Origin of the sequence: Acinetobacter sp. UBA5934, from assembly GCF_002430855.1 — a bacterium.
Lineage (GTDB): Bacteria > Pseudomonadota > Gammaproteobacteria > Pseudomonadales > Moraxellaceae > Acinetobacter.
The window spans coordinates 1-18,946 of record NZ_DJDC01000178.1 but is presented as its reverse complement, the minus strand read 5'-3'; the positions used below and the strand labels follow the sequence as shown (position 1 = coordinate 18,946).

The 18,946-nt window shown below is 42.7% G+C and carries 16 protein-coding genes; 11 read left to right on the top strand and 5 right to left on the bottom strand.

The genetic code is table 11. From position 1 onward, the window contains the following. Both B2Y23_RS13015 and purL read right to left on the bottom strand, forming a co-directional pair. A protein-coding gene (locus B2Y23_RS13015) for an IS3 family transposase (RefSeq protein ID WP_291371264.1) occupies positions 1-1,129 on the bottom strand; the annotation gives its coding sequence in 2 pieces (ribosomal slippage) (positions 1-883 and positions 883-1,129; 1,130 coding nt annotated over the 2 pieces). This gene is flagged as partial in the annotation. Between the two features lie 309 nt (positions 1,130-1,438). After that, positions 1,439-5,272, bottom strand: a complete 3,834-nt coding sequence (gene purL, locus B2Y23_RS13010) for a phosphoribosylformylglycinamidine synthase (protein WP_291371262.1) — start codon at positions 5,270-5,272, stop codon at positions 1,439-1,441. A 450-nt stretch (positions 5,273-5,722) separates the two neighbouring features. On the opposite strand from purL, the gene B2Y23_RS13005 reads away from it, so the two are divergent. The 3 genes from B2Y23_RS13005 to ruvB all read left to right on the top strand — a co-directional run bounded on the left by B2Y23_RS13005 (position 5,723) and on the right by ruvB (position 9,029). After that, the gene (locus tag B2Y23_RS13005) at positions 5,723-7,063 is read left to right on the top strand and encodes a deoxyguanosinetriphosphate triphosphohydrolase (protein WP_291371260.1); all 1,341 of its coding nucleotides are present in this window, start codon (positions 5,723-5,725) and stop codon (positions 7,061-7,063) included. 122 nt (positions 7,064-7,185) lie between these two features. Beyond that, the gene (gene ruvA / locus B2Y23_RS13000; protein WP_291371258.1) at positions 7,186-7,788 is read left to right on the top strand and encodes a Holliday junction branch migration protein RuvA; all 603 of its coding nucleotides are present in this window, start codon (positions 7,186-7,188) and stop codon (positions 7,786-7,788) included. Between the two features lie 233 nt (positions 7,789-8,021). Further along, positions 8,022-9,029, top strand: a complete 1,008-nt coding sequence (gene ruvB / locus B2Y23_RS12995) for a Holliday junction branch migration DNA helicase RuvB (RefSeq protein WP_291371255.1) — start codon at positions 8,022-8,024, stop codon at positions 9,027-9,029. 69 nt (positions 9,030-9,098) lie between these two features. Here the strand turns inward: ruvB and B2Y23_RS12990 are convergent, their stop codons facing one another. Together B2Y23_RS12990 and B2Y23_RS12985 are read right to left on the bottom strand one after the other, a co-directional pair. Further along, positions 9,099-9,956, bottom strand: a complete 858-nt coding sequence (locus tag B2Y23_RS12990) for a hypothetical protein (protein ID WP_291371253.1) — start codon at positions 9,954-9,956, stop codon at positions 9,099-9,101. Positions 9,957-10,014: 58 nt separating this feature from the next. Next, on the bottom strand, positions 10,015-10,596 hold the full coding sequence (locus B2Y23_RS12985) for a hypothetical protein (protein ID WP_291371251.1): 582 nt from the start codon (positions 10,594-10,596) through the stop codon (positions 10,015-10,017). A gap of 310 nt (positions 10,597-10,906) precedes the next feature. Here B2Y23_RS12985 and B2Y23_RS12980 point away from each other — a divergent pair, with 310 nt between their 5' ends. From B2Y23_RS12980 to pal, 7 genes are all read left to right on the top strand, one after another. Next, a complete protein-coding gene (locus tag B2Y23_RS12980; RefSeq protein WP_291371249.1) occupies positions 10,907-12,256 on the top strand; it encodes an amidohydrolase in 1,350 nt (449 codons plus the stop codon). Between the two features lie 245 nt (positions 12,257-12,501). Then, on the top strand, positions 12,502-12,912 hold the full coding sequence (ybgC, locus tag B2Y23_RS12975; RefSeq protein WP_291354729.1) for a tol-pal system-associated acyl-CoA thioesterase: 411 nt from the start codon (positions 12,502-12,504) through the stop codon (positions 12,910-12,912). 25 nt (positions 12,913-12,937) lie between these two features. Next, on the top strand, positions 12,938-13,636 hold the full coding sequence (gene tolQ / locus B2Y23_RS12970) for a protein TolQ (RefSeq protein ID WP_291354730.1): 699 nt from the start codon (positions 12,938-12,940) through the stop codon (positions 13,634-13,636). Continuing rightward, positions 13,636-14,085, top strand: a complete 450-nt coding sequence (tolR, locus tag B2Y23_RS12965) for a protein TolR (RefSeq protein WP_291354731.1) — start codon at positions 13,636-13,638, stop codon at positions 14,083-14,085. The genes tolQ and tolR overlap by 1 nt, the downstream gene beginning before the upstream one ends. 3 nt (positions 14,086-14,088) lie before the next feature. After that, positions 14,089-15,372, top strand: a complete 1,284-nt coding sequence (gene tolA, locus B2Y23_RS12960) for a cell envelope integrity protein TolA (RefSeq protein ID WP_291371247.1) — start codon at positions 14,089-14,091, stop codon at positions 15,370-15,372. Positions 15,373-15,578: 206 nt separating this feature from the next. Then, positions 15,579-16,862 carry a Tol-Pal system beta propeller repeat protein TolB gene (gene tolB / locus B2Y23_RS12955; RefSeq protein WP_291371266.1) on the top strand — a complete coding sequence of 428 codons (1,284 nt, stop codon included), beginning with the start codon at positions 15,579-15,581 and terminating at the stop codon, positions 16,860-16,862. A gap of 55 nt (positions 16,863-16,917) precedes the next feature. After that, entirely contained in the window at positions 16,918-17,487 is a 570-nt protein-coding gene (pal, locus tag B2Y23_RS12950; protein WP_291354733.1) for a peptidoglycan-associated lipoprotein Pal, read from the top strand. Between the two features lie 56 nt (positions 17,488-17,543). Here pal and B2Y23_RS12945 read toward each other — a convergent pair whose 3' ends face one another. Next, complete coding sequence (locus B2Y23_RS12945) at positions 17,544-17,738, bottom strand: NF038105 family protein (protein ID WP_291354734.1); 195 nt, start codon at positions 17,736-17,738, stop codon at positions 17,544-17,546. A gap of 186 nt (positions 17,739-17,924) precedes the next feature. Between B2Y23_RS12945 and B2Y23_RS12940 the strand changes: the two genes are divergently transcribed. Beyond that, entirely contained in the window at positions 17,925-18,899 is a 975-nt protein-coding gene (locus B2Y23_RS12940; protein WP_291354735.1) for a class 1 fructose-bisphosphatase, read from the top strand. Positions 18,900-18,946: the final 47 nt, after the last annotated feature.

Below are 18,946 nucleotides of genomic sequence, written 5' to 3'. Positions count from 1 at the left end.
TAGGAGAGTGGTGGCAGTCCATCTAATGGAGAACGCTGACCATTGGAACCATGTCTGCGTTTTGAGTTATAGAACATCTCTATATATTCAAAGATATCCGACCTTGCTTCAGTTCTTGTCACATAGATTTTCTTCTTGATCCTCTCTCGCTTTAACAGCTGAAAGAAGCTCTCAGCAACAGCATTATCATGGCAGTTTCCACGCCGGCTCATACTGCTTTCAAGGTTGTGATGCTTGAGAAATGTCTGCCATTCATGACTGGTGTATTGGCTACCTTGATCAGAATGAATCAGGACTTTGTTCTTTGGGCTTCTTCGCCACAAAGCCATCAGTAGAGCATCTAAAACCAGATCTGTTGTGATTCTCGACTTCATAGACCAGCCAACGACTAGCCGTGAGAATAGGTCGATTACTACTGCAAGATACAGCCATCCTTCATGAGTGCGAATATAAGTGATGTCAGTCACCCACAACTGGTTGGGCTGGGTGGGGTTAAACTGTCTGTCTAAAGTATTTCGAGCCACAATCGATGGAGTACTAACATTAGCTCTAGGTTTGCGATAGCCACGCTGTGACTTGAGACCATTCGCCTTCATGAGTCGATGTACTCGATTGATACCGCAACTTTCGCCAACGTCTTTCAAATCACAATGAATCTTGCGATAACCGTAGACTCCGCCAGATTCCAACCAGAACTGTTTAATTAATCCTGAAAGCTGTTGCCGCTTCCTCGCAGTTATACTGGTAGGTTTCTTTAACCAGGCGTAATAACCACTGTGATGAACATCTAACGTTGAACATAAACGACGAACAGACCATATATGTTGGTTGTCCCGAATAAAGGCGTACCTCATTTGGACTGGCTTGCGAAGTACACCGCGGCCTTTTTTAATATGTCCCTTTCTTCAGTGACCCTTTGCAGCTCTTTTTTTAATTTCGCTAATTCTGTAGTTGGATCACTAGATTCTGTTGTCTTGGGCTGCTGTGGATCATAACGTTTGATCCAAGCATACAGACTATGTGTAGTGGTTCCTAAACGTGTAGCAACTTCAGCCACACTATGACCTTTCTCAGTGACTTGTTTTACTGCTTCAATTTTGAATTCTTCAGGGTATCGTTTACTGCTCATAAGCACCTCGTTAATTAGCCATTTTATCTAACTAAAAGGTGTCTACAAAATCGGTGGCTATTCAGTATATGTCACAGTTTTTGGCATTGTGTCACCTCACTTAGAGATTCAATCCTGAACTTATATTGAGTAAACCATCTTTCTTTTATATTGCATCATCATTGTGCATAAAACACACAAATTATTTTTCACTCCAATATAAAAGCAAAATCCAAACCAAGTCCAGCGGGAGAAATAAAAATCAAATTAAAAATAAGTACAAAATAAAAAAGCCACCCGAAGGTGGCTTTTTTAGCATCTTAGGGAAGATTAACCAATGAACTTACGTGCATTGCGGAACATGCGTAACCATGCACCATCTTCAGTCCATTCCTCAGGCTTCCAGGAATGCTGGATTGCACGGAAGTTACGTTCAGGGTGCGGCATCATAATCGTTGCACGACCGTCTTTCGACGTCACCCCAGTAATCGCTTCTGGTGAACCGTTCGGGTTCAATGGATATTGTTGGGTAGGATTACCGAAGCTGTCTACATAACGTAGGCTGACTTGGTTGCCTGCATTTAACGCTGCAATTTTGTCTTCAGTCGCAACCACACGACCTTCACCATGCGCAACTGCGATTGGTAAAATCGAACCTTCCATACCATCTAACAAAATCGAGTGAGATTTTTCAACACGAACGTTAACCGCACGCGCTTCAAACACTTCAGAAGTGTTGCGGTGGAAACGTGGCCAAGCATCCGCACCCGGAATCAGCGGAGCCAATTGCGACAACATTTGACAACCGTTACAGATACCCAAAGAGAAGGTTTCTTGACGATGGAAGAATTTCTCGAACTGGTCACGCAGTTTAGGATTGAACAAGACTGATTTCGCCCAGCCACCGCCTGCACCCATGACGTCACCGTAAGAGAAACCGCCACAAGCCACAATACCTTCAAAGTCATCCAGGCTGATACGGCCAGCAAGCAAGTCGCTCATGTGAACATCGACAGTGTTGAAGCCCACTTTGTCGAATGCCGCAGCCATTTCTACATGACCGTTCACGCCCTGTTCACGCAAAATCACCATGTTTGGACGACGTGAATTAATAAACGGCGCTTCAACCGGTTCATTTAGGTCAAATGTCGGCTGAGCAATAATACCTTTGTGGTTCTTGTCGGTAATTAAAGTAAATTCAGAATCCGCAGTTTCAACGTTGTCACGCAAGCGTTGAATTTGATGTGATACTTCAGTCCAAGCCACTTGCAGGTCAGCACGTTCAAGCACTAAACCATTGATAGACAATTGGTCAGAATTGTTTACTGTACCTACTACAGAAATTGCATCTTTTAAGCTAGATGCTGCAGCTTCTGCTTGAAGTTCTGCCCAATCGCTAGTTGCGATTTGAAGTACAGCACCAATTTCTTCGGCGAATAAAGCTTCAGTCGATTGATCTTCAAGAGCTACACCCAAACGTGAAGCGAACATCATTTCTGCAACAGTCGCTAACAAACCGCCATCACCGATGTCATGGTAAGCCTTGATCAAGCCACGGTTATTCCAGTCTTGAACCAAAGCAAAGAAGGCTTTGAAGTCATCGAAGCTATCAACGTCAGGTGTTACAGAACCAATCGCTTTATAGACTTGCGCCAGGATCGAACCGCCTAGACGGAACTGACCTTTGGAAAGATCGATACGTACCAGCACTGAATCTTCATTTTTCAGTTCAGGGGTCAAAGTTTTGCGTACATCAGTCACCGGTGCAAATGCTGTGATCACGCCAGACATTGGAGATGTTACGGCTTTATTTTCGCCTTCATCATTCCAAGTGGTACGCATAGACAATGAGTCTTTACCGACTGGAATCGCGATGCCTAAAGCCGGACACATTTCCATACCGATGGCTTTTACGCCTTCGAACAATGCCTGATCTTCACCCGGTTGACCGGCAGCAGCCATCCAGTTTGCAGACAATTTAATGTCGCTAATCTGCTCGATTTTTGCAGACATGATGTTCGAGATTGATTCAGCCACAGCCAAACGTGCAGATGCGGCAGGATTTAACAATGCAACCGGTGGACGCTCACCCATCGCCATTGCTTCACCAGTGAAGCCGACTAAACTTGTAGTTGTCACTGCAGCATCCGCTACAGGAACTTGCCAAGGACCGACCATCTGGTCACGTGCCACCATACCGGTAATTGAACGGTCACCGATGGTGATCAGGAATGATTTAGACGCAACTGTCGGGTTTTTAAGAACGCGGAAGATTGCGTCTTTTAAATCAACATTTGCAGCGGTGAAGTCATCGCCTGTACGTTCGATGGTCTCAAAAGTACGGCTCATGCGTGGTGTACCACCCAGCATCACCTGCATTGGCATATCCACCGCTTTATTTTCAAACAATGGATCTTCAACAGTTAAGTGACGTGCTTCAGTTGCTTCACCCAACACTGCAAACGGACAACGCTCACGTGCACAAAGAGATTCAAACAGGCTTAAAGAACTTGGACGGATCGCCAATACATAACGTTCTTGTGCTTCGTTCGACCAGATTTCCATTGGCGACATGCCTGGCTCTAATGAAGGAATCTTACGAAGATCAAGCACTGCACCTAACTCGTGATCATTCACAAGCTCAGGCATGGCATTTGAGATACCGCCCGCACCAACGTCATGTACAGACACGATCGGGTTGAAATCTTCCATGCGCCAGCAGGCATCAATTACTTCCTGGCAACGGCGTTCCATTTCCGGGTTTTCACGCTGTACAGAAGCGAAATCCAGGTTTTCACCCAATTTACCGCTATCTACAGAAGATGCTGCACCACCACCAAGACCGATCAGCATTGCAGGACCACCAAGAACGATTAACAGGTCGCCCGGTTGAATCGCATCTTTTTCAACATGGTCAGGACGGATGTTACCGTAACCACCGGCGATCATGATTGGTTTATGGAAACCTTTCACTTCACCATTGACGTTTTGTTCGAAAGTACGGAAGTAACCGTTTAACGCAGGACGACCAAATTCGTTGTTAAACGCAGCACCACCTAATGGCCCTTCAATCATGATTTGAAGTGGTGATGCCATACGTGATGGCTTGCCGTAATTTTCTTCCCAAGGCTGTTCAAAGCCTGGAATGTTCAGGTTAGACACAGTGAAACCGGTTAAACCTGCTTTCGGTTTACCACCACGACCCGTTGCGCCTTCATCACGGATTTCACCGCCTGAACCGGTCGCAGCACCGGCAAATGGCGCAATTGCTGTTGGATGGTTGTGGGTTTCCACTTTCATCAGGATGTGAGCGGCCTGGCTCTTGTATTTATAAACGTGGTGACCGGTTTCACTGTCTTTTTTAGGATAGAAACGCTGCGTGTCAAAGCCCACGATCACAGAAGCGTTGTCTTTATATGCCGACAATACGTCTGTTGGAGATTCTTTATAAGTGTTCTTGATCATCTGGAACAATGATAATGGCTGTTTTTCGCCATCAATAGTCCATTCAGAACCAAAGATTTTATGACGGCAATGCTCAGAGTTGGCTTGAGCAAACATCATCAGTTCGATGTCGTGCGGATTGCGACCCAGCTTGTTAAATGCTGCGGTTAAATAATCAATTTCTTCATCAGACAAGGCAAAACCAAATTCAGAATTAGCTTTAACCAGTGCTGCTTTACCTTGACCTAAAATATCAATGCTATTTAAAGGTTTTGGTGCAGTTTCAACAAATAAAGCCGCAGCGTCATCAATATGATTGAACACGCTTTCAGTCATACGGTCATGTAAAACCTGTTTAACTTCATTCGATACTTCAGAAATACCCTTTAAAGTAAACAAAACACCGCGTTCTAGGCGGTGTATCGGAGTATTACAGTTGGCAAAAATATCAGTCGCTTTAGAAGACCACGGCGAAATCGTGCCTAAACGTGGCGTTACAAGAATCTGAATTTCATCACTTGCTGCCTGGCGAACTTCAAAAGAAGCACCATCATTTAATAGTTGTAATGCAGATTGATGCTGCTGCTCGTTGAGCGCTTGATCAAACAGATAAATCCATTGACTTTCAATTGATTGAACAGAACTCATTGACGCGAGACGGTTTAAGAGTTGAGTTTTCTTAAAAGAAGAGTGTGCTGGTGCACCGGCCACGATAAACATGCTGATTTTGGCTCCACGGGCAGGTCTATTGGACCATACCGCCAATGTGACTTAGAGAGAGCGCATATTCTACTGTGTATTGACCAAATCAGCTAGATAGAAATTCATGAATGTGGCAGGTATTCATTAAAGAATACTCAGGAATACTTTAATTTTCATATAAAAAATTTGAATCTTGTGGCAATTTGAGCGTTCACTATCTTGTTTCTAAATATAATTGTAATGACTTGAGTTTATTCTTAATCTCCCCATTTGAGATTCTTTGTAGCATCACATTTGAATCTTATTATTTATCTCAATAAAAGTCTTAGTGTCGGCCCACTGACATAATCTGAATTAAATCCATCTGTAGGGCTGATTTTATCAGAAAGACAAATCATGTCGCCCTGCCCTAGTCGCTTGGACTTTTTTTTGGCATGATGCATTCAGGTCATCACTGAATAACGATAAATGGAACAAATGCGTTGGTTAGAACTGCTTTCGACAGTTCGTATTGGTAGCAAAAAACAAAGTTCAGAACAGGCACGTAGCCCATTCCACAAAGATTATGACCGCATTATCTTTTCGCAAAGTTTCCGCCAGCTTAACCGTAAAACTCAGGTTCATCCGCTGACCCAACACGATGGTATTCACACCCGTTTAACCCATTCGCTTGAAGTGTCGTGTATTGGTCGCTCACTGGGCATGCTGGCAGCTGAAAAAATTAAAGACCAACTTCCTATGTGGATTTCCCCCGCCGATGTTGGTGCTATTATTCAGGCCGCCTGTCTGGCACATGATATTGGCAATCCACCTTTTGGACATGCTGGTGAATACGCGATTCGCGAATGGTTTGACGATGCTTCACATGGCAATTTTCTGGAAAAACTGACTCCGGAAGAACAGGCCGATGTACGCCAGTTTGAGGGCAATGCCCAAGGTTTACGCTTACTGACCAAAATTGACTATCATCCCAATGATGGTGGTATGCGCCTAACTTACGCAACCTTAGGGGCTTACTTAAAGTACCCTTGGCTGTCTAAAACCATTGCCTCACAAGGTGATCGTCCGGCCAATCAACGGGCAAAATTCGGTTGTTACCAGTCTGAAAAAGAGATTTTAAAGCAAATTGCTGAACAGCTCGGACTGATCCAGTTGGGAGATTATCAGTATTGCCGTCATCCGCTGACTTATTTACTGGAAGCCGCCGATGACATTTGCTATGCGCTGATTGATCTGGAAGATGGCATTATTTTAAATATGCTCTCTTATGAAGAAGTGGAACCGATTTTCCTCGACCTGATTGCGGATTATGGCAGACCGGAAGAACTGTCTATACCAACCACCACTTGGCAGCAAAAAATTGCCGCCCTGCGTGGCCGGGTGATGAAAAGACTGGTGGATGAAGTGACCACGGCATTTGCCAAACATCACTATGAAATTTTGTCGGGACAACTTAAAGGCAGCTTATTGCAATATTGTTCTGAAGATATTGAACATGGTATTGACCGAGCGAAGAACTTGGCGCGTGACAAGATTTTTGAACATCCGCAAAAGGCTGGTCTGGAAATTATTGCCCATCAAAGTCTACAAAACATTTTAGATGCCTTTATCCCGCTGACCACGCCGCATAAAACCTTGAACTTTAAAGAACAGCGATTGATGTCGATGCTGCAACGTGCCGGTGTGAATTTTCAAAATAATCATTATGAAAATATTATGCAGGTGCTGGACATTATCTCTAAATTTTCAGACCATCAGGCCTATAACCTGTCGCAAGAGTTACAGGGCAATCAAGCTGGTTTGATGTAAAGATGTTGCAGATATTCCAACCAAAATTTCTGCAGAATTTAAAGATTTAAGCGTGAGCATTTTGCCTTTATGACAAATGCTCACTACTATGCAACGAACGATAGATGAAGTGACAAATTAAAATGATTGGATGTCTCATTGGTGAAGTGTTTGCTTTAGAAGCACCGACAGTACTGTTAAATGTAAATGGTGTGGGCTATGAAGTGGATACTCCGCTTTCTACATTTTGCCAGTTACAAAAAGGACAAAAAGTAACGCTGTGGACGCATTTGGCCGTGCGTGAAGATGCTCAATTGCTATATGGTTTTTTAGATGCACAAGAGAAAACCATTTTCCGTACCCTGCTGAAAGTCAACGGCGTGGGTCCAAAAATGGCGCTGGGTATTCTATCGACTTTAAGTGTAGAAATGCTGATTCATACCGTTGAACATGAAGATGTGAATACCTTGGTTAAAGTACCGGGTGTAGGCAAAAAAACTGCTGAACGTTTGATGATTGAACTTCGTGACCGCTTTAAAGCCATGTCTGCAGGTAATGTTCCGACCAATTCAACAGCGCCACAAATTCAGTTTACCTGCAATTCTGCTCTGGCAGAAGCGGAAGCGGCCTTACAGTCTTTAGGCTACAAACCTGCCGAAGCACAAAAACTGATTAATGCCGTTAAAGCGGACTTTACTGAAGCTAGTGACATTATCCGTGCAGCCTTAAAGTCGATGAATAAATAAGCTCTCTACTTATTAGCAAATTTTCAGCCAAAATTTGCTAGCACTTTGGCGACATGGATGTCGCCGTTAAACTGTGCTACAAGGATGTAGCATCAGTTTAACAAATGGGTTTTGTCACTTTTGCCCAGTCAAAAGTGAAAATTGCCTACACAAAGGCATATAAAACCTAATAGATTCTTGAGGCTGTGAATTAATCCACCTCAAATGACCGTAAAGAGATAGATTAAACACATATGCAAGACCGTCTCATCAGTGGTTCTGAAAAACCCGAAGATCATTTTGATCGTGCCATTCGCCCCACTTCACTGGATGACTATGTTGGTCAACCGGTGGTACGTGAGCAAATGGAAATCTTTATTGGCGCAGCCCGTGGCCGCGGCGAAGCACTCGACCATACCCTGATTTTTGGCCCACCGGGTTTAGGTAAAACCACACTAGCCAATATTATTGCCCGGGAAATGGGTGGGAATTTAAAATCCACTTCTGGTCCTGTTCTGGAACGTGCCGGTGATTTGGCAGCCATGCTGACCAATCTGGAAGAAGGTGACGTTCTATTTATTGATGAAATTCACCGTCTTTCCCCCGTGATTGAAGAAATTCTGTATCCGGCAATGGAAGATTACCAACTCGATATCATGATTGGTGAAGGCCCGGGCGCACGTTCCATCAAACTGGATTTACCGCCATTTACCTTGGTGGCAGCAACAACGCGTGCCGGCTTACTCACCTCTCCACTGCGTGACCGTTTTGGTATTGTGCAGCGTTTAGAGTTTTATTCAGTTGCAGACCTGACTCATATTGTGTCACGTTCTGCCAGTTTAATGGATGTTCCCATGACTGTTGATGGTGCCCAAGAAATTGCCCGTCGTGCCCGTGGTACACCGCGTATTGCCAACCGTTTATTACGTCGTGTGCGTGACTATGCTCAAGTCAAAGGTACGGGTGAAGTGACTCAAGAAATGGCGCAACGTGCACTGGATATGCTGAATGTCGATAAAGATGGTTTAGATACTTTAGACCGTCGTTATTTAAGTATGTTGCTTGAGCGTTTTGATGGTGGTCCTGCCGGTGTAGAAGCTTTGGCTGCGGCAATGGCTGAAGATGCAGGTACATTGGAAGATGTGATTGAGCCGTATCTGATTCAGCAAGGTTATACCATGCGTACTGCACGCGGTCGTATTGCGACCAATATGGCGTATTTACAGTTTGGGATGACACCGCCTGAGCCGAAAGAGAAGTGATTAATAACTTTTGAGGGAGATTTAATCTCCCTTATTTTCTACGGACTATTAGTACTTATATTAAATCAATTAAAGAGCACTACTGCTTAATTTTTGCATTTCCGACGACATCAATTTATTTACAGCAATTTTTAATGTTTTTGTATCTTGTTGGAAAACTTCTATAAAATTTTGCTCAAGTCCTTGACCGTCAAACACAGCATCTGAAATTTTATCATACCCTTCGAAAATGTTTACTAGTCTATCAGAAATATATACTTGGTTTGGATCATCTTGATCTAACAAAATATTAATTCTCTCCATGGTATTTCTAAGATTAAATCTTTTATTTTTCAGTTCCATATACTGATTGTAAATTTCAGGATACTTTTCAAATTGAGCTATTGCATTTCGTATATGCAAACCACCTCTAAACTTTTGATTAAAGCGATCACTAAAATTAAATATTTTTAAAATTTCGTCACCTAATAAGCTAAAGAATGTTGAAAATTCATTCCGTAAACTTTCAAAAATATTTAAAGTCCTTTTTAGATGCAAATCTTTAAACATTATTTCCAATTGGTTTTTTGATGTTTCTTTGTTGGACTCAATATTTGCACAAATTTGTTCCATTGTTATTTTATGAAGACGTTCCGCTTCTTGCCTACTTGAAACTATTTGTTCCAATACGACATCAAAAGATCTTTTGGTTAAAACAAAACTTCTAACACCAAACCAATATGCTAACCATGTCGCCAATGCACCTAAAATCAGAGCAATCACTACTGAAAGTGCAAAAGAGGAAATGGCTGTTTTATCTGTTGAAGCATTCAACTCCATGTGTGTTTTAGCAGGTTGTTGTAAAACAATCGTTTGTACATTTGGCTGCTGAGAAACAGTCCATGGCAATTGAATCACTAAATCTGAATTTTCTTGTTGGTTAGCCAAATTCCCCACCCTAAAATTAAAGCACATTTAAATATAATTAATGTTAAATCATAAAAACCTAAGACTTAGAAATCACCCTCACCTCTTCCACCAATATCAACTCACACGCACCATTCCCTGTATCTTCCCGACTTAAAGAACTCCGCCATGTCCATCCATCTTGTGCTTTGACTTCCACTAACTGACCTTTTAAATAAATCAAATCATCTTGATCAATATCTTTCAGCTGCTTGGCAATCTGTTTCGAGGCAGGAATTAAATGCGTATTTGCACTATGCGTTGAAATTTCATTGACGGGAATAGGTGGAGCATTTTCATAACGCCAATAATACCAGCGGTTGCTCTGACTAATCGACAACTGCTTATAAACAGCAGGATCGGTCATACTTCCCCATCCCAAAGCAAAATCGACAGGGCTAATTTCCGATTCACGCCCAAAACTATAATCTTCCCGTGATAAAACCCGAAATTCTCCCGTATAAGGCTGCAAATTTGTCATGCTGTAACCATTGAACTGCTGCACTCCCTCTACAGTTTGATAATCAGCCGCATCTGAAATGCCTTTATCCGGTTTCAGCCAATAATTCCAGAGTGCAAACCCCAAGGCGAAAATAATTATATATTTCAAAAAGCGACTCATCTGAATCTCGAATGTTTAGTTATGCTGTAATAACTTAATAATAAATTGAATCGAATTAAATCTCTGGATTAAAGATCGGAAAATTAGCGGTTACAACTACAATTTATAGAAGCTAATTTCAAATTAAAATACATAAATTTACAAAGTAAATATATAAATAAAAACCTTATATTCCAATCACTAAAATGCGCTATACCTTAAAAGTATATTTAACATACCAATAGGGTTTTGGTTAAATTTACGACAATATGCAACTCTAGAGAATCAATTTAACTATTTCAAACTCTTAAGGTTCTCTCAAGATATGAACATGTACAAGCAGATCTCTCTTTGCCTTCCCTTTGTCCTTTGCAGCCAACTGAGCCTTGCTGACTGGATTGATGATTCTGTTAAAAATGTTGAAGCACATACTATTAAGCTTCGTGAACATATTCATCAACATCCTGAACTTGGAAATATGGAATTCAAAACTTCTGAGCTGGTACAAAAAGAGTTAAAATCTTATGGCATTGAAGTGCGTAAAGGCTATGCCAAAACAGGTGTGATTGGTGTACTTAAAGGGGCAAAACCGGGTCCAGTGATGGCACTCCGTGCGGATATGGATGCCCTGCCGATTGAAGAAAAAACTGGACTTCCTTATGCCAGTAAGGCCAAAGCCATTTATCAAGGTGCAGAAACTCATGTCATGCACGGCTGTGGACATGATGCTCATACCGCCATGTTATTGGGCGCAGCCAAAACCTTAGCAGCCAATAAAGATAAAATTGTAGGGACTGTGGTATTCGTCTTCCAACCGGCTGAAGAAGGCGGTGCCGATATCGATAACTTTAGCCAAGGTCATTTAATCGGTTCACGTAAAATGATTGCCGATGGTGCGTTAAATAATCCTAAACCGGAAGTCATTTTTGGCATGCACGTAATGGCAGGTATGCCAAGCGGCAATATCTTATATAAAGATGGCGCGATTCTGAACAGTGCCGATCATTTGCGCATTCAAGTGAATGGCAAACAGGTACATGGCTCTATGCCTTGGCTCGGCCGTGACCCAATCTATGCATCTTCACAAATGATCAACAACATGCAAAGTTTAATCAGTCGTAATGCAGATTTGACCCAAGGCATGGGCGTGGTGAGTATCGGGAGTATTCACGGTGGAACCACGGGTAATGTCATCCCCGATCAGGTAAATATGGTCGGTACTATTCGTTCCAATAGTGAACATGTTCGCCAGGGCATTTTAAAAAATTTACCGAAAATGGTCGAACATAATGCCGCAGCCAATGATGTGACTGCCAAAATAGAAATTGCGCCATACGCGCCTGTGACCACCAATGACAAAACCTTAACCAAGTTGATGCAACCGACACTTGCTCAGGTGAATGGCGAAGACAAACTGCATGTGCTGGACAACAATGCCAGCGCCAGTGAAGATTTTGCCTATTATGGTCAGCTGATGCCGTCTTTGTTTGTCTTTTTGGGCGCAACACCTGCAGATCAAGACATGACGAAAGCTGCACCTAACCATAACCCGTTATTTATCGTCGATAATGCGACTTTAAAAACCGGGGTAGAAAGCCATGTGCGCTTCATTCTGGATTATCCGAAAGTCGCCGAACAGGTACAGGCCGACTGGAAAAAGATGCAAGCTGCAAAAAAATAAAGTACATTTTTTCAAAAAGTGAGCATCCTTTGCTCACTTTTTTATATCTGAAGTTTTTGTGGATTGAATACAGAATAGATCTCATTTGAAACCTTGTGCCATTGGACTCAAATCTCATGATGCTAAACTGCAACGCGTTACACAGCTTGACTCTTAGCGAAAAAATCGTCATCTTCCGAAGGTTTTTTATCACGCTAAAAGTAATGCTAACTCCATAGAACTGAACTAAAAAATGAGACATAACCATGGCCAATAAATTCGAATTCAACATTCGTGTATATATTGAAGACACTGATGCAGGCGGCATTGTCTATCATGCAAACCATATTCGTTTTATGGAACGTACCCGTACTGAATGGCTACGTGCTTCAGGCGTTAGTCATTATTGGCATCAAAAAGATTACAACTTTGTCGTGCATAAAATTAACGTGAAATATTCACGTCCTATCCTGATGGATGACCTGATTACTGTTACAGCGAGTGTAGTTTCGTGTAAAGCGACATCTTTTGTATTGCAACAAAATATTTATCGTGGTGAAATCATGCTTGCATCTGGTGAAGTCGAATTGGCATGTATCAGTGTAGACGGCATGCGTCCAACACGACTTCCTGAAGAAATCCGTACACTAATTCTGAAAGAATTAGGACAAGACTAAAAAAATTTATTGGCACATTGTAACTATGGCAACACAACTAGAATCTTCGCTACACGTATCAGATCTTATTTTACAAGCAAGTCCTGTGGTTCAACTGGTAATGCTGCTGCTGCTTCTGGCATCACTATATAGTTGGTATCTGATTGCCAAGTTACATATGAGTTATAAAAAAGCCCAGGCCGATGATCAACATTTTCAAAAAATTTTCTGGTCGGGTGCCGAATTAAATACCCTGTATAACAATGCCCAGCTCAATTCCAAACGTGTCGGTCTGGAAGATATCTTCTATCAAGGCCTGGGTGAATTTTTAAAACTTAAAAAACGCAATGCGCCGGCCCAGCAAAGTATTGAAGGCACAGAACGTCTGTTACGCGTTGGCTTAAGCCGTGACCAGGGTAATCTGGAACAAGGTTTGGGTGCCTTGGCGAGCATTGGTTCAGTTGCGCCCTATGTCGGCCTGTTCGGTACGGTTTGGGGGATCATGAATGCCTTTATTGGTCTGGCAGATGTCGATCAGGTTACACTGGCAACCGTTGCTCCGGGTATTGCCGAAGCATTAATTGCAACCGCAATTGGCCTGTTTGCAGCCATTCCAGCCGTGTTGGCCTTTAACCATTACACCGCAAAAGGTGAAGCAGTTTATTCAGACCGTGCTTTATTTGCTGAAGAAATGGTGGCGCTATTACAACGTCAAACTGTGGGTTCTACACAGGAAAATGACTGATGGCGATTCAACGTTCCGGACGCTTCGAGCGTATTAAAAAACCGTTAAAAAGTGACATGAATGTCGTCCCTTATATTGACGTCATGCTGGTGCTTTTGGTGATTTTTATGGTCACTGCACCCATGATTACGACCGGAGTAAAAGTCGATTTGCCTCAAGCCAATGGCACACCCATGCAGGCTGAAGACCGCCCTGCCATTGTCACGCTTGAAACAGATGGCACCATTAAACTTGAAGATAAATCACATAGTAATGACGTGTTGACTCTCGATGAATTAAAAGCTGTGCTGACTGAATCGCAACGTGAAGCTTCAGAACAGAAAAAACAAATGAGTGTACTGATTAACGGCAGTGAATCTCGTCCTTATGGTGAAGTCATGAAACTCATGTCTGCCCTACAGGATGCAGGATTAACTCAAGTAGGTTTACTGACTGAGCCATTAAAATAATTTATGAAAGATCTCACAAAGCCACAATCTAAAGAAAAAACGATTGCGCTTGGATTTACTATCGGTGTCCATGTGGTGGCAATGACTGGTTTACTTTTTTTAGGTATGAGTAAACCACCTGAGCCTCCCAAAAAGATCACGACGGTTTTAGTTAAACCGGAAGATTTACTGCCGCCGCAACCTTTAAAGCAGACGGACTCAGCAGAAACTACGCATGAAAAAGTCGCTGAACAGGTTCAGCAAACAGCCAAGCCAAGTGCGGAACCTGCTCCGGTTATTCCAGTTACTCAACCTACACCTCCGACACCGGCACCAAAACAACCTGATACCAATAAAGCGGCTCAACAAGCCAAAGCTGCTGCTGAAGCAATGCAAAAAGCTGAGCAACAAGCTGCGGAAAATGCAAAAGTTGCTGCAGCCAATAAATTAAAAGCCCAAGCTGAGGCAGCTGAAAAAGCCAATGCAAAAGCTGCGGCTCAAGCCAAGGCTGATGCTGCTGCAAAAGCGGAAGCAGATGCTAAACGTAAAGCAGATCAGGCTGAACGTGCGAAAGTAGAAAAAGTCAAAGCGGATGCGTTAAGAAAGGCAGAAGCGGATAAACAGCGCGCTGAAGCTGCCGCAAAGGCCAAAGCCGATGCTACTGCAAAAGCGAAAGCCGATGCGACTAACAAGGCAAAAGCGGACGCTACTGCAAAAGCGAAAGCCGATGCGGCTAACAAGGCCAAAGCGGATGCTGCTGCAAAAGCTAAAATAGATGCAGCGAATAAAGCAAAAGCCGATGTGGCCAATAAAGCAAAAGCGGACGCTGCTGCGAAGGCGAAAACTGATGCTGCAAATAAAGCTAAAGCTGATGCTGATGCAAAAGCCAAGGCAGATGCAGCGAATAAAGCTAAAGCGGACGCTGCCAATAAAGCAAAAGCAGATGCGGAAGCACGTGAGCGTGCCGTAGAAGAAGCCAGAGCATCATCTGCTAAACAGGCGGCAGAAGAAGCGGCAACCCAAAAGGCTGAAGCAAAGAAAATTGCCTCAACTGCAAAACGTGATTTTGAAAATAAAATCAAACGTGCATGGGATATTCCGAGTGGTTCATCAGGTCAAAAAGCAACTGCCCGTGTGACTTTAAGTGATAGCGGTTCGGTTCAATCCGTGATTGTTAACTCAAGTGATCCCGACATGAAAGCCAGTGTAGAAGCCGCCGTTCGGGCAGCTGCACCTTATCCAATGCCTTCAGATCCCGATGCGCGTCGTGAAGCGAGAACCTTTACTTCCAGCTTTACGGCCAGATAAATAAAAGCCACATCAAATTTTGATTGATGTGGCTTTTTTTGACATTTAAACTGGACAGTCGATAAAAAAGCTAAAATTTTATTCATTTTTCACAGTCCTATAACAGTTTAGTGATCATGATGTGCTTCCAATCATTCAAAATCATGCCATTATGTGACACAAGCAAATTCACAATAATTTATATTTTTTAGAGTACGTAGCAGATGATGGAAATGACGCGTAAACATCTACTTTGCCTGACCATTTTGACCGCTTTAAGCCCAGTATTCGCCACGCAATCCTATGCACAATTGCATCTGGAAATTGCTAAGGCACCTGAAGAAGCGCCAAAAATTGCCATTATTCCTTTTAATAATGATCAAAGTATTTATCCAATCGTCGAAAATGACCTGAATCGTTCAGGTAAATTTAGTAGCGCTTCAAAGAACCTCCCTGCAACAGCGAGTATGAATACTCCAAATGCCGAGGCATGGAAAGCTGCCGGTGTGCCTTATGTCGTAACAGGTACAGTAAAAGCCACGGATAATGGCAGTTTTGAAGTTCATTATCAGCTTTATGATGTAGAAAAACAGCAATATCTATTAAATGAATTATTGACTGTACCTACTTCACGTATTCGCCAAGCTGGTCACATGATTAGTGATGCCATTTATCAGGCATTGACCGGAATTGCAGGCGATTTTAGCGGTCGTATTGCCTATGTACTGCGCAACCCCGCAACACCAGAACAGCGTTATACTCTACAAATTGCCGATACCGATGGTGAACAGCCAAAAACCATTCTGACGTCCCGTGATCCTATCTTGTCACCGGCCTGGACACCGGACGCGAAAAAAATTGCTTACGTTTCATTTGAAACCAAACGTCCAGCCATTTATGTACAGGATCTGGCTACAGGAAAACGTGAAAAACTGGCCAGCTTCCGCGGTTTAAATGGTGCTCCTAGCTTCTCACCGGATGGCAAGAGCATGCTGTTTACAGCTTCGATGCATGGCAATCCTGAAATCTATCAAATGAATCTGGATACACGTGAACTCCAGCGTATGACCAATGACAGTGCCATCGATACTGAAGCACGTTATGCTCCAGACGGTAAATCTTTTATTTTCACCTCTGACCGCGGCGGTTCACCACAAATCTATACCTATAGTTTTGCCAATAGCACAAGTAAGCGTTTAACCTTCCGTGGCGCATTTAATGCCCGTGGTACCTTAAGTGCAGATGGCAAGAAAATTGCTCTGGTCCATCGTCCAAGTGGCAGTAACTATAAAGTGGCCATTCAGGACATCAACAGCGGTATTACTAATATTCTTACCCCAACCAGTCTGGATGAGTCACCAAGTTTCTCGCCAAATGGTCAAATGGTGGTTTATGCAACCCGTGAAGGAAATCGTGGTTTATTGTCGATTATGTCACTAGATGGTCGTTTCCGCATGAATTTACCAAGTGAACAGGGCGAGGTTCGTGAACCGGCCTGGGCGCCTAAATAACAATTTCTCAAATTAATTTTATTAATCTAAAGTAATGATAATCATGGAGATAAAGATGAAAGCAGTTCAATTATTCGCGCTTCCTATTTTGGCAACTGCCTTGGTGATGACAGGTTGTGCCAGCCGTAAACCTGCCACTGATATTCAGGCAGGACAAAACCCGAGTGAAGCCACCACCGTAAGTACTGAAGGTTTAAGTGAAGATGCAGCTTTAAATGCACAAAACCTGGCAGGTGCTTCTTCTAAAGGTGTCACTGCTGCGAATAAAGCATTTTTAGCTAAACGTGTGGTTCACTTTGACTATGACAGCAGTGAACTGTCGAATGAAGACTATCAAACTCTTCAGGCACATGCTCAATTCCTTGTAGCCAATGCCAACTCAAAAGTGGCTTTAACAGGTCATACCGATGAGCGCGGCACACGTGAATACAACATGGCTTTGGGTGAGCGTCGTGCTAAAGCGGTAGAAAGCTTCCTAATTACCAACGGCGTTGCTGCAACCCAATTGGAAGCGGTAAGTTATGGTAAGGAAATGCCGATTAATGCAGGTCATGATGAAAATGCATGGAAAGAAAACCGCCGTGTAGAAATTAACTACGAAGCAGTTCCACCATTACTCAAATAATGGTTCTCATAAAAAAGCGCTCAAGTTGAGCGCTTTTTTATATTTTACTCAGAACCTTAAACCTTCTCAGATTCATTCGTTTCTTCTTTTGGATGTTGCATGGATTCAATCAGATCGTGCTTGTTGAATTCTTTGTATTCAGGTTTAGCCTCATAACCTTTCCATGCTTCTTTCACTTTTTCGACAGAAATATCCTCTAAATTCATAGCTTCATTTGGCGTTGGAGTCGCATCAAACTTTTGCGTTGTCATAACTGTGCTCCTATCACGTTTTCCATAACCTATAAACCTCAACATAGCATTTTCCACAAAACTTACAAGAGTAAAATCGCGACAAATAGTCGAGTTTAATTGTTCTTTTACTGCATTCTCATCTAAAATAGTTGCCCATATTCTTTTGATAATTTTTTATCATTTTCTAATTGGAGTTTTCCTGTCATGTCATACCTCACCCTTTCCCAATATTTACAACAACAAAACGGGAATCTAACACCTGAGCTCGCTCAAGTTATTGAAACAATTGGTAATACATGTAAAGACATCGATCAATTATTGCAAAAAGGTGCTTTGGCTGGTGTGCTAGGTAGTGCACAACACGAAAACGTTCAAGGTGAAGAACAAAAGAAACTTGATGTTATTTCCAATGATTATTTAATTGATGCGCTAAAAGTTCATCCTCATGTCGGCGGTTTAGCGTCAGAAGAACTAGATGATTTCACGCCTGCCCAAGAAAATGGTGAATTCCTTGTTCTGTTTGATCCTCTTGATGGTTCAAGCAACATTGACATCAACATGTGTGTCGGCACAATTTTCTCTATTTTGCCTGCTAAAAATGCAGTGACCAAAGCTGAAGACTTCATGCAAGCTGGCACCAATCAGGCCGCTGCAGGTTATGTTCTTTATGGTCCATCAACCATGATGGCACTGACTGTTGGTGCGGGTGTTGTATTCTTTACCTTTGACCCAGAATCTAAAGAATTTTTACTGACTTCTGAAAATATTCAGGTTGCAGCAGATACTAAAGAATATGCGATCAATGCTTCTAACCAACGCCACTGGGAAGAACCTGTAAAACGTTATATCGATGAATTGCTTGCAGGGAAAACAGGTCCCCGTGAAAAAGACTTTAACATGCGTTGGGTCGCTTGTATGGTGGGTGATATTCACCGTATTCTTTGCCGTAGCGGTATCTTTATGTACCCATATGACACTAAAGATCCGAAAAAGGCCGGTCGTCTACGTTTAATGTATGAAGCAAACCCGATGAGCATGCTGATGGAACAGGCAGGTGGTGCATCTACCACGGGTCGCGTACGTATTCTAGAGATTCAACCTACTGACCTTCATCAACGTGTACCTGTGGTGATTGGTTCAAAAAATGAAGTTGACCTCGTAACTCACTACCATAATTAATTTTTTATAGCGGAAGTAAGTCCTTATGACTTGCTTCCGTGGATCTC

Bases quoted from the DNA above. Each gene is read 5' to 3' on its own strand.
- purL (WP_291371262.1), bottom strand. From the start codon at position 5,272: ATGTTTATCGTGGCCGGTGCACCAGCACACTCTTCTTTTAAGAAAACT.
- B2Y23_RS13005 (WP_291371260.1), top strand. From the start codon at position 5,723: ATGGAACAAATGCGTTGGTTAGAACTGCTTTCGACAGTTCGTATTGGT.
- ruvA (WP_291371258.1), top strand. From the start codon at position 7,186: ATGATTGGATGTCTCATTGGTGAAGTGTTTGCTTTAGAAGCACCGACA.
- ruvB (WP_291371255.1), top strand. From the start codon at position 8,022: ATGCAAGACCGTCTCATCAGTGGTTCTGAAAAACCCGAAGATCATTTT.
- B2Y23_RS12985 (WP_291371251.1), bottom strand. From the start codon at position 10,596: ATGAGTCGCTTTTTGAAATATATAATTATTTTCGCCTTGGGGTTTGCA.
- B2Y23_RS12980 (WP_291371249.1), top strand. From the start codon at position 10,907: ATGTACAAGCAGATCTCTCTTTGCCTTCCCTTTGTCCTTTGCAGCCAA.
- ybgC (WP_291354729.1), top strand. From the start codon at position 12,502: ATGGCCAATAAATTCGAATTCAACATTCGTGTATATATTGAAGACACT.
- tolQ (WP_291354730.1), top strand. From the start codon at position 12,938: ATGGCAACACAACTAGAATCTTCGCTACACGTATCAGATCTTATTTTA.
- tolR (WP_291354731.1), top strand. From the start codon at position 13,636: ATGGCGATTCAACGTTCCGGACGCTTCGAGCGTATTAAAAAACCGTTA.
- tolA (WP_291371247.1), top strand. From the start codon at position 14,089: ATGAAAGATCTCACAAAGCCACAATCTAAAGAAAAAACGATTGCGCTT.
- tolB (WP_291371266.1), top strand. From the start codon at position 15,579: ATGGAAATGACGCGTAAACATCTACTTTGCCTGACCATTTTGACCGCT.
- pal (WP_291354733.1), top strand. From the start codon at position 16,918: ATGAAAGCAGTTCAATTATTCGCGCTTCCTATTTTGGCAACTGCCTTG.
- B2Y23_RS12945 (WP_291354734.1), bottom strand. From the start codon at position 17,738: ATGACAACGCAAAAGTTTGATGCGACTCCAACGCCAAATGAAGCTATG.
- B2Y23_RS12940 (WP_291354735.1), top strand. From the start codon at position 17,925: ATGTCATACCTCACCCTTTCCCAATATTTACAACAACAAAACGGGAAT.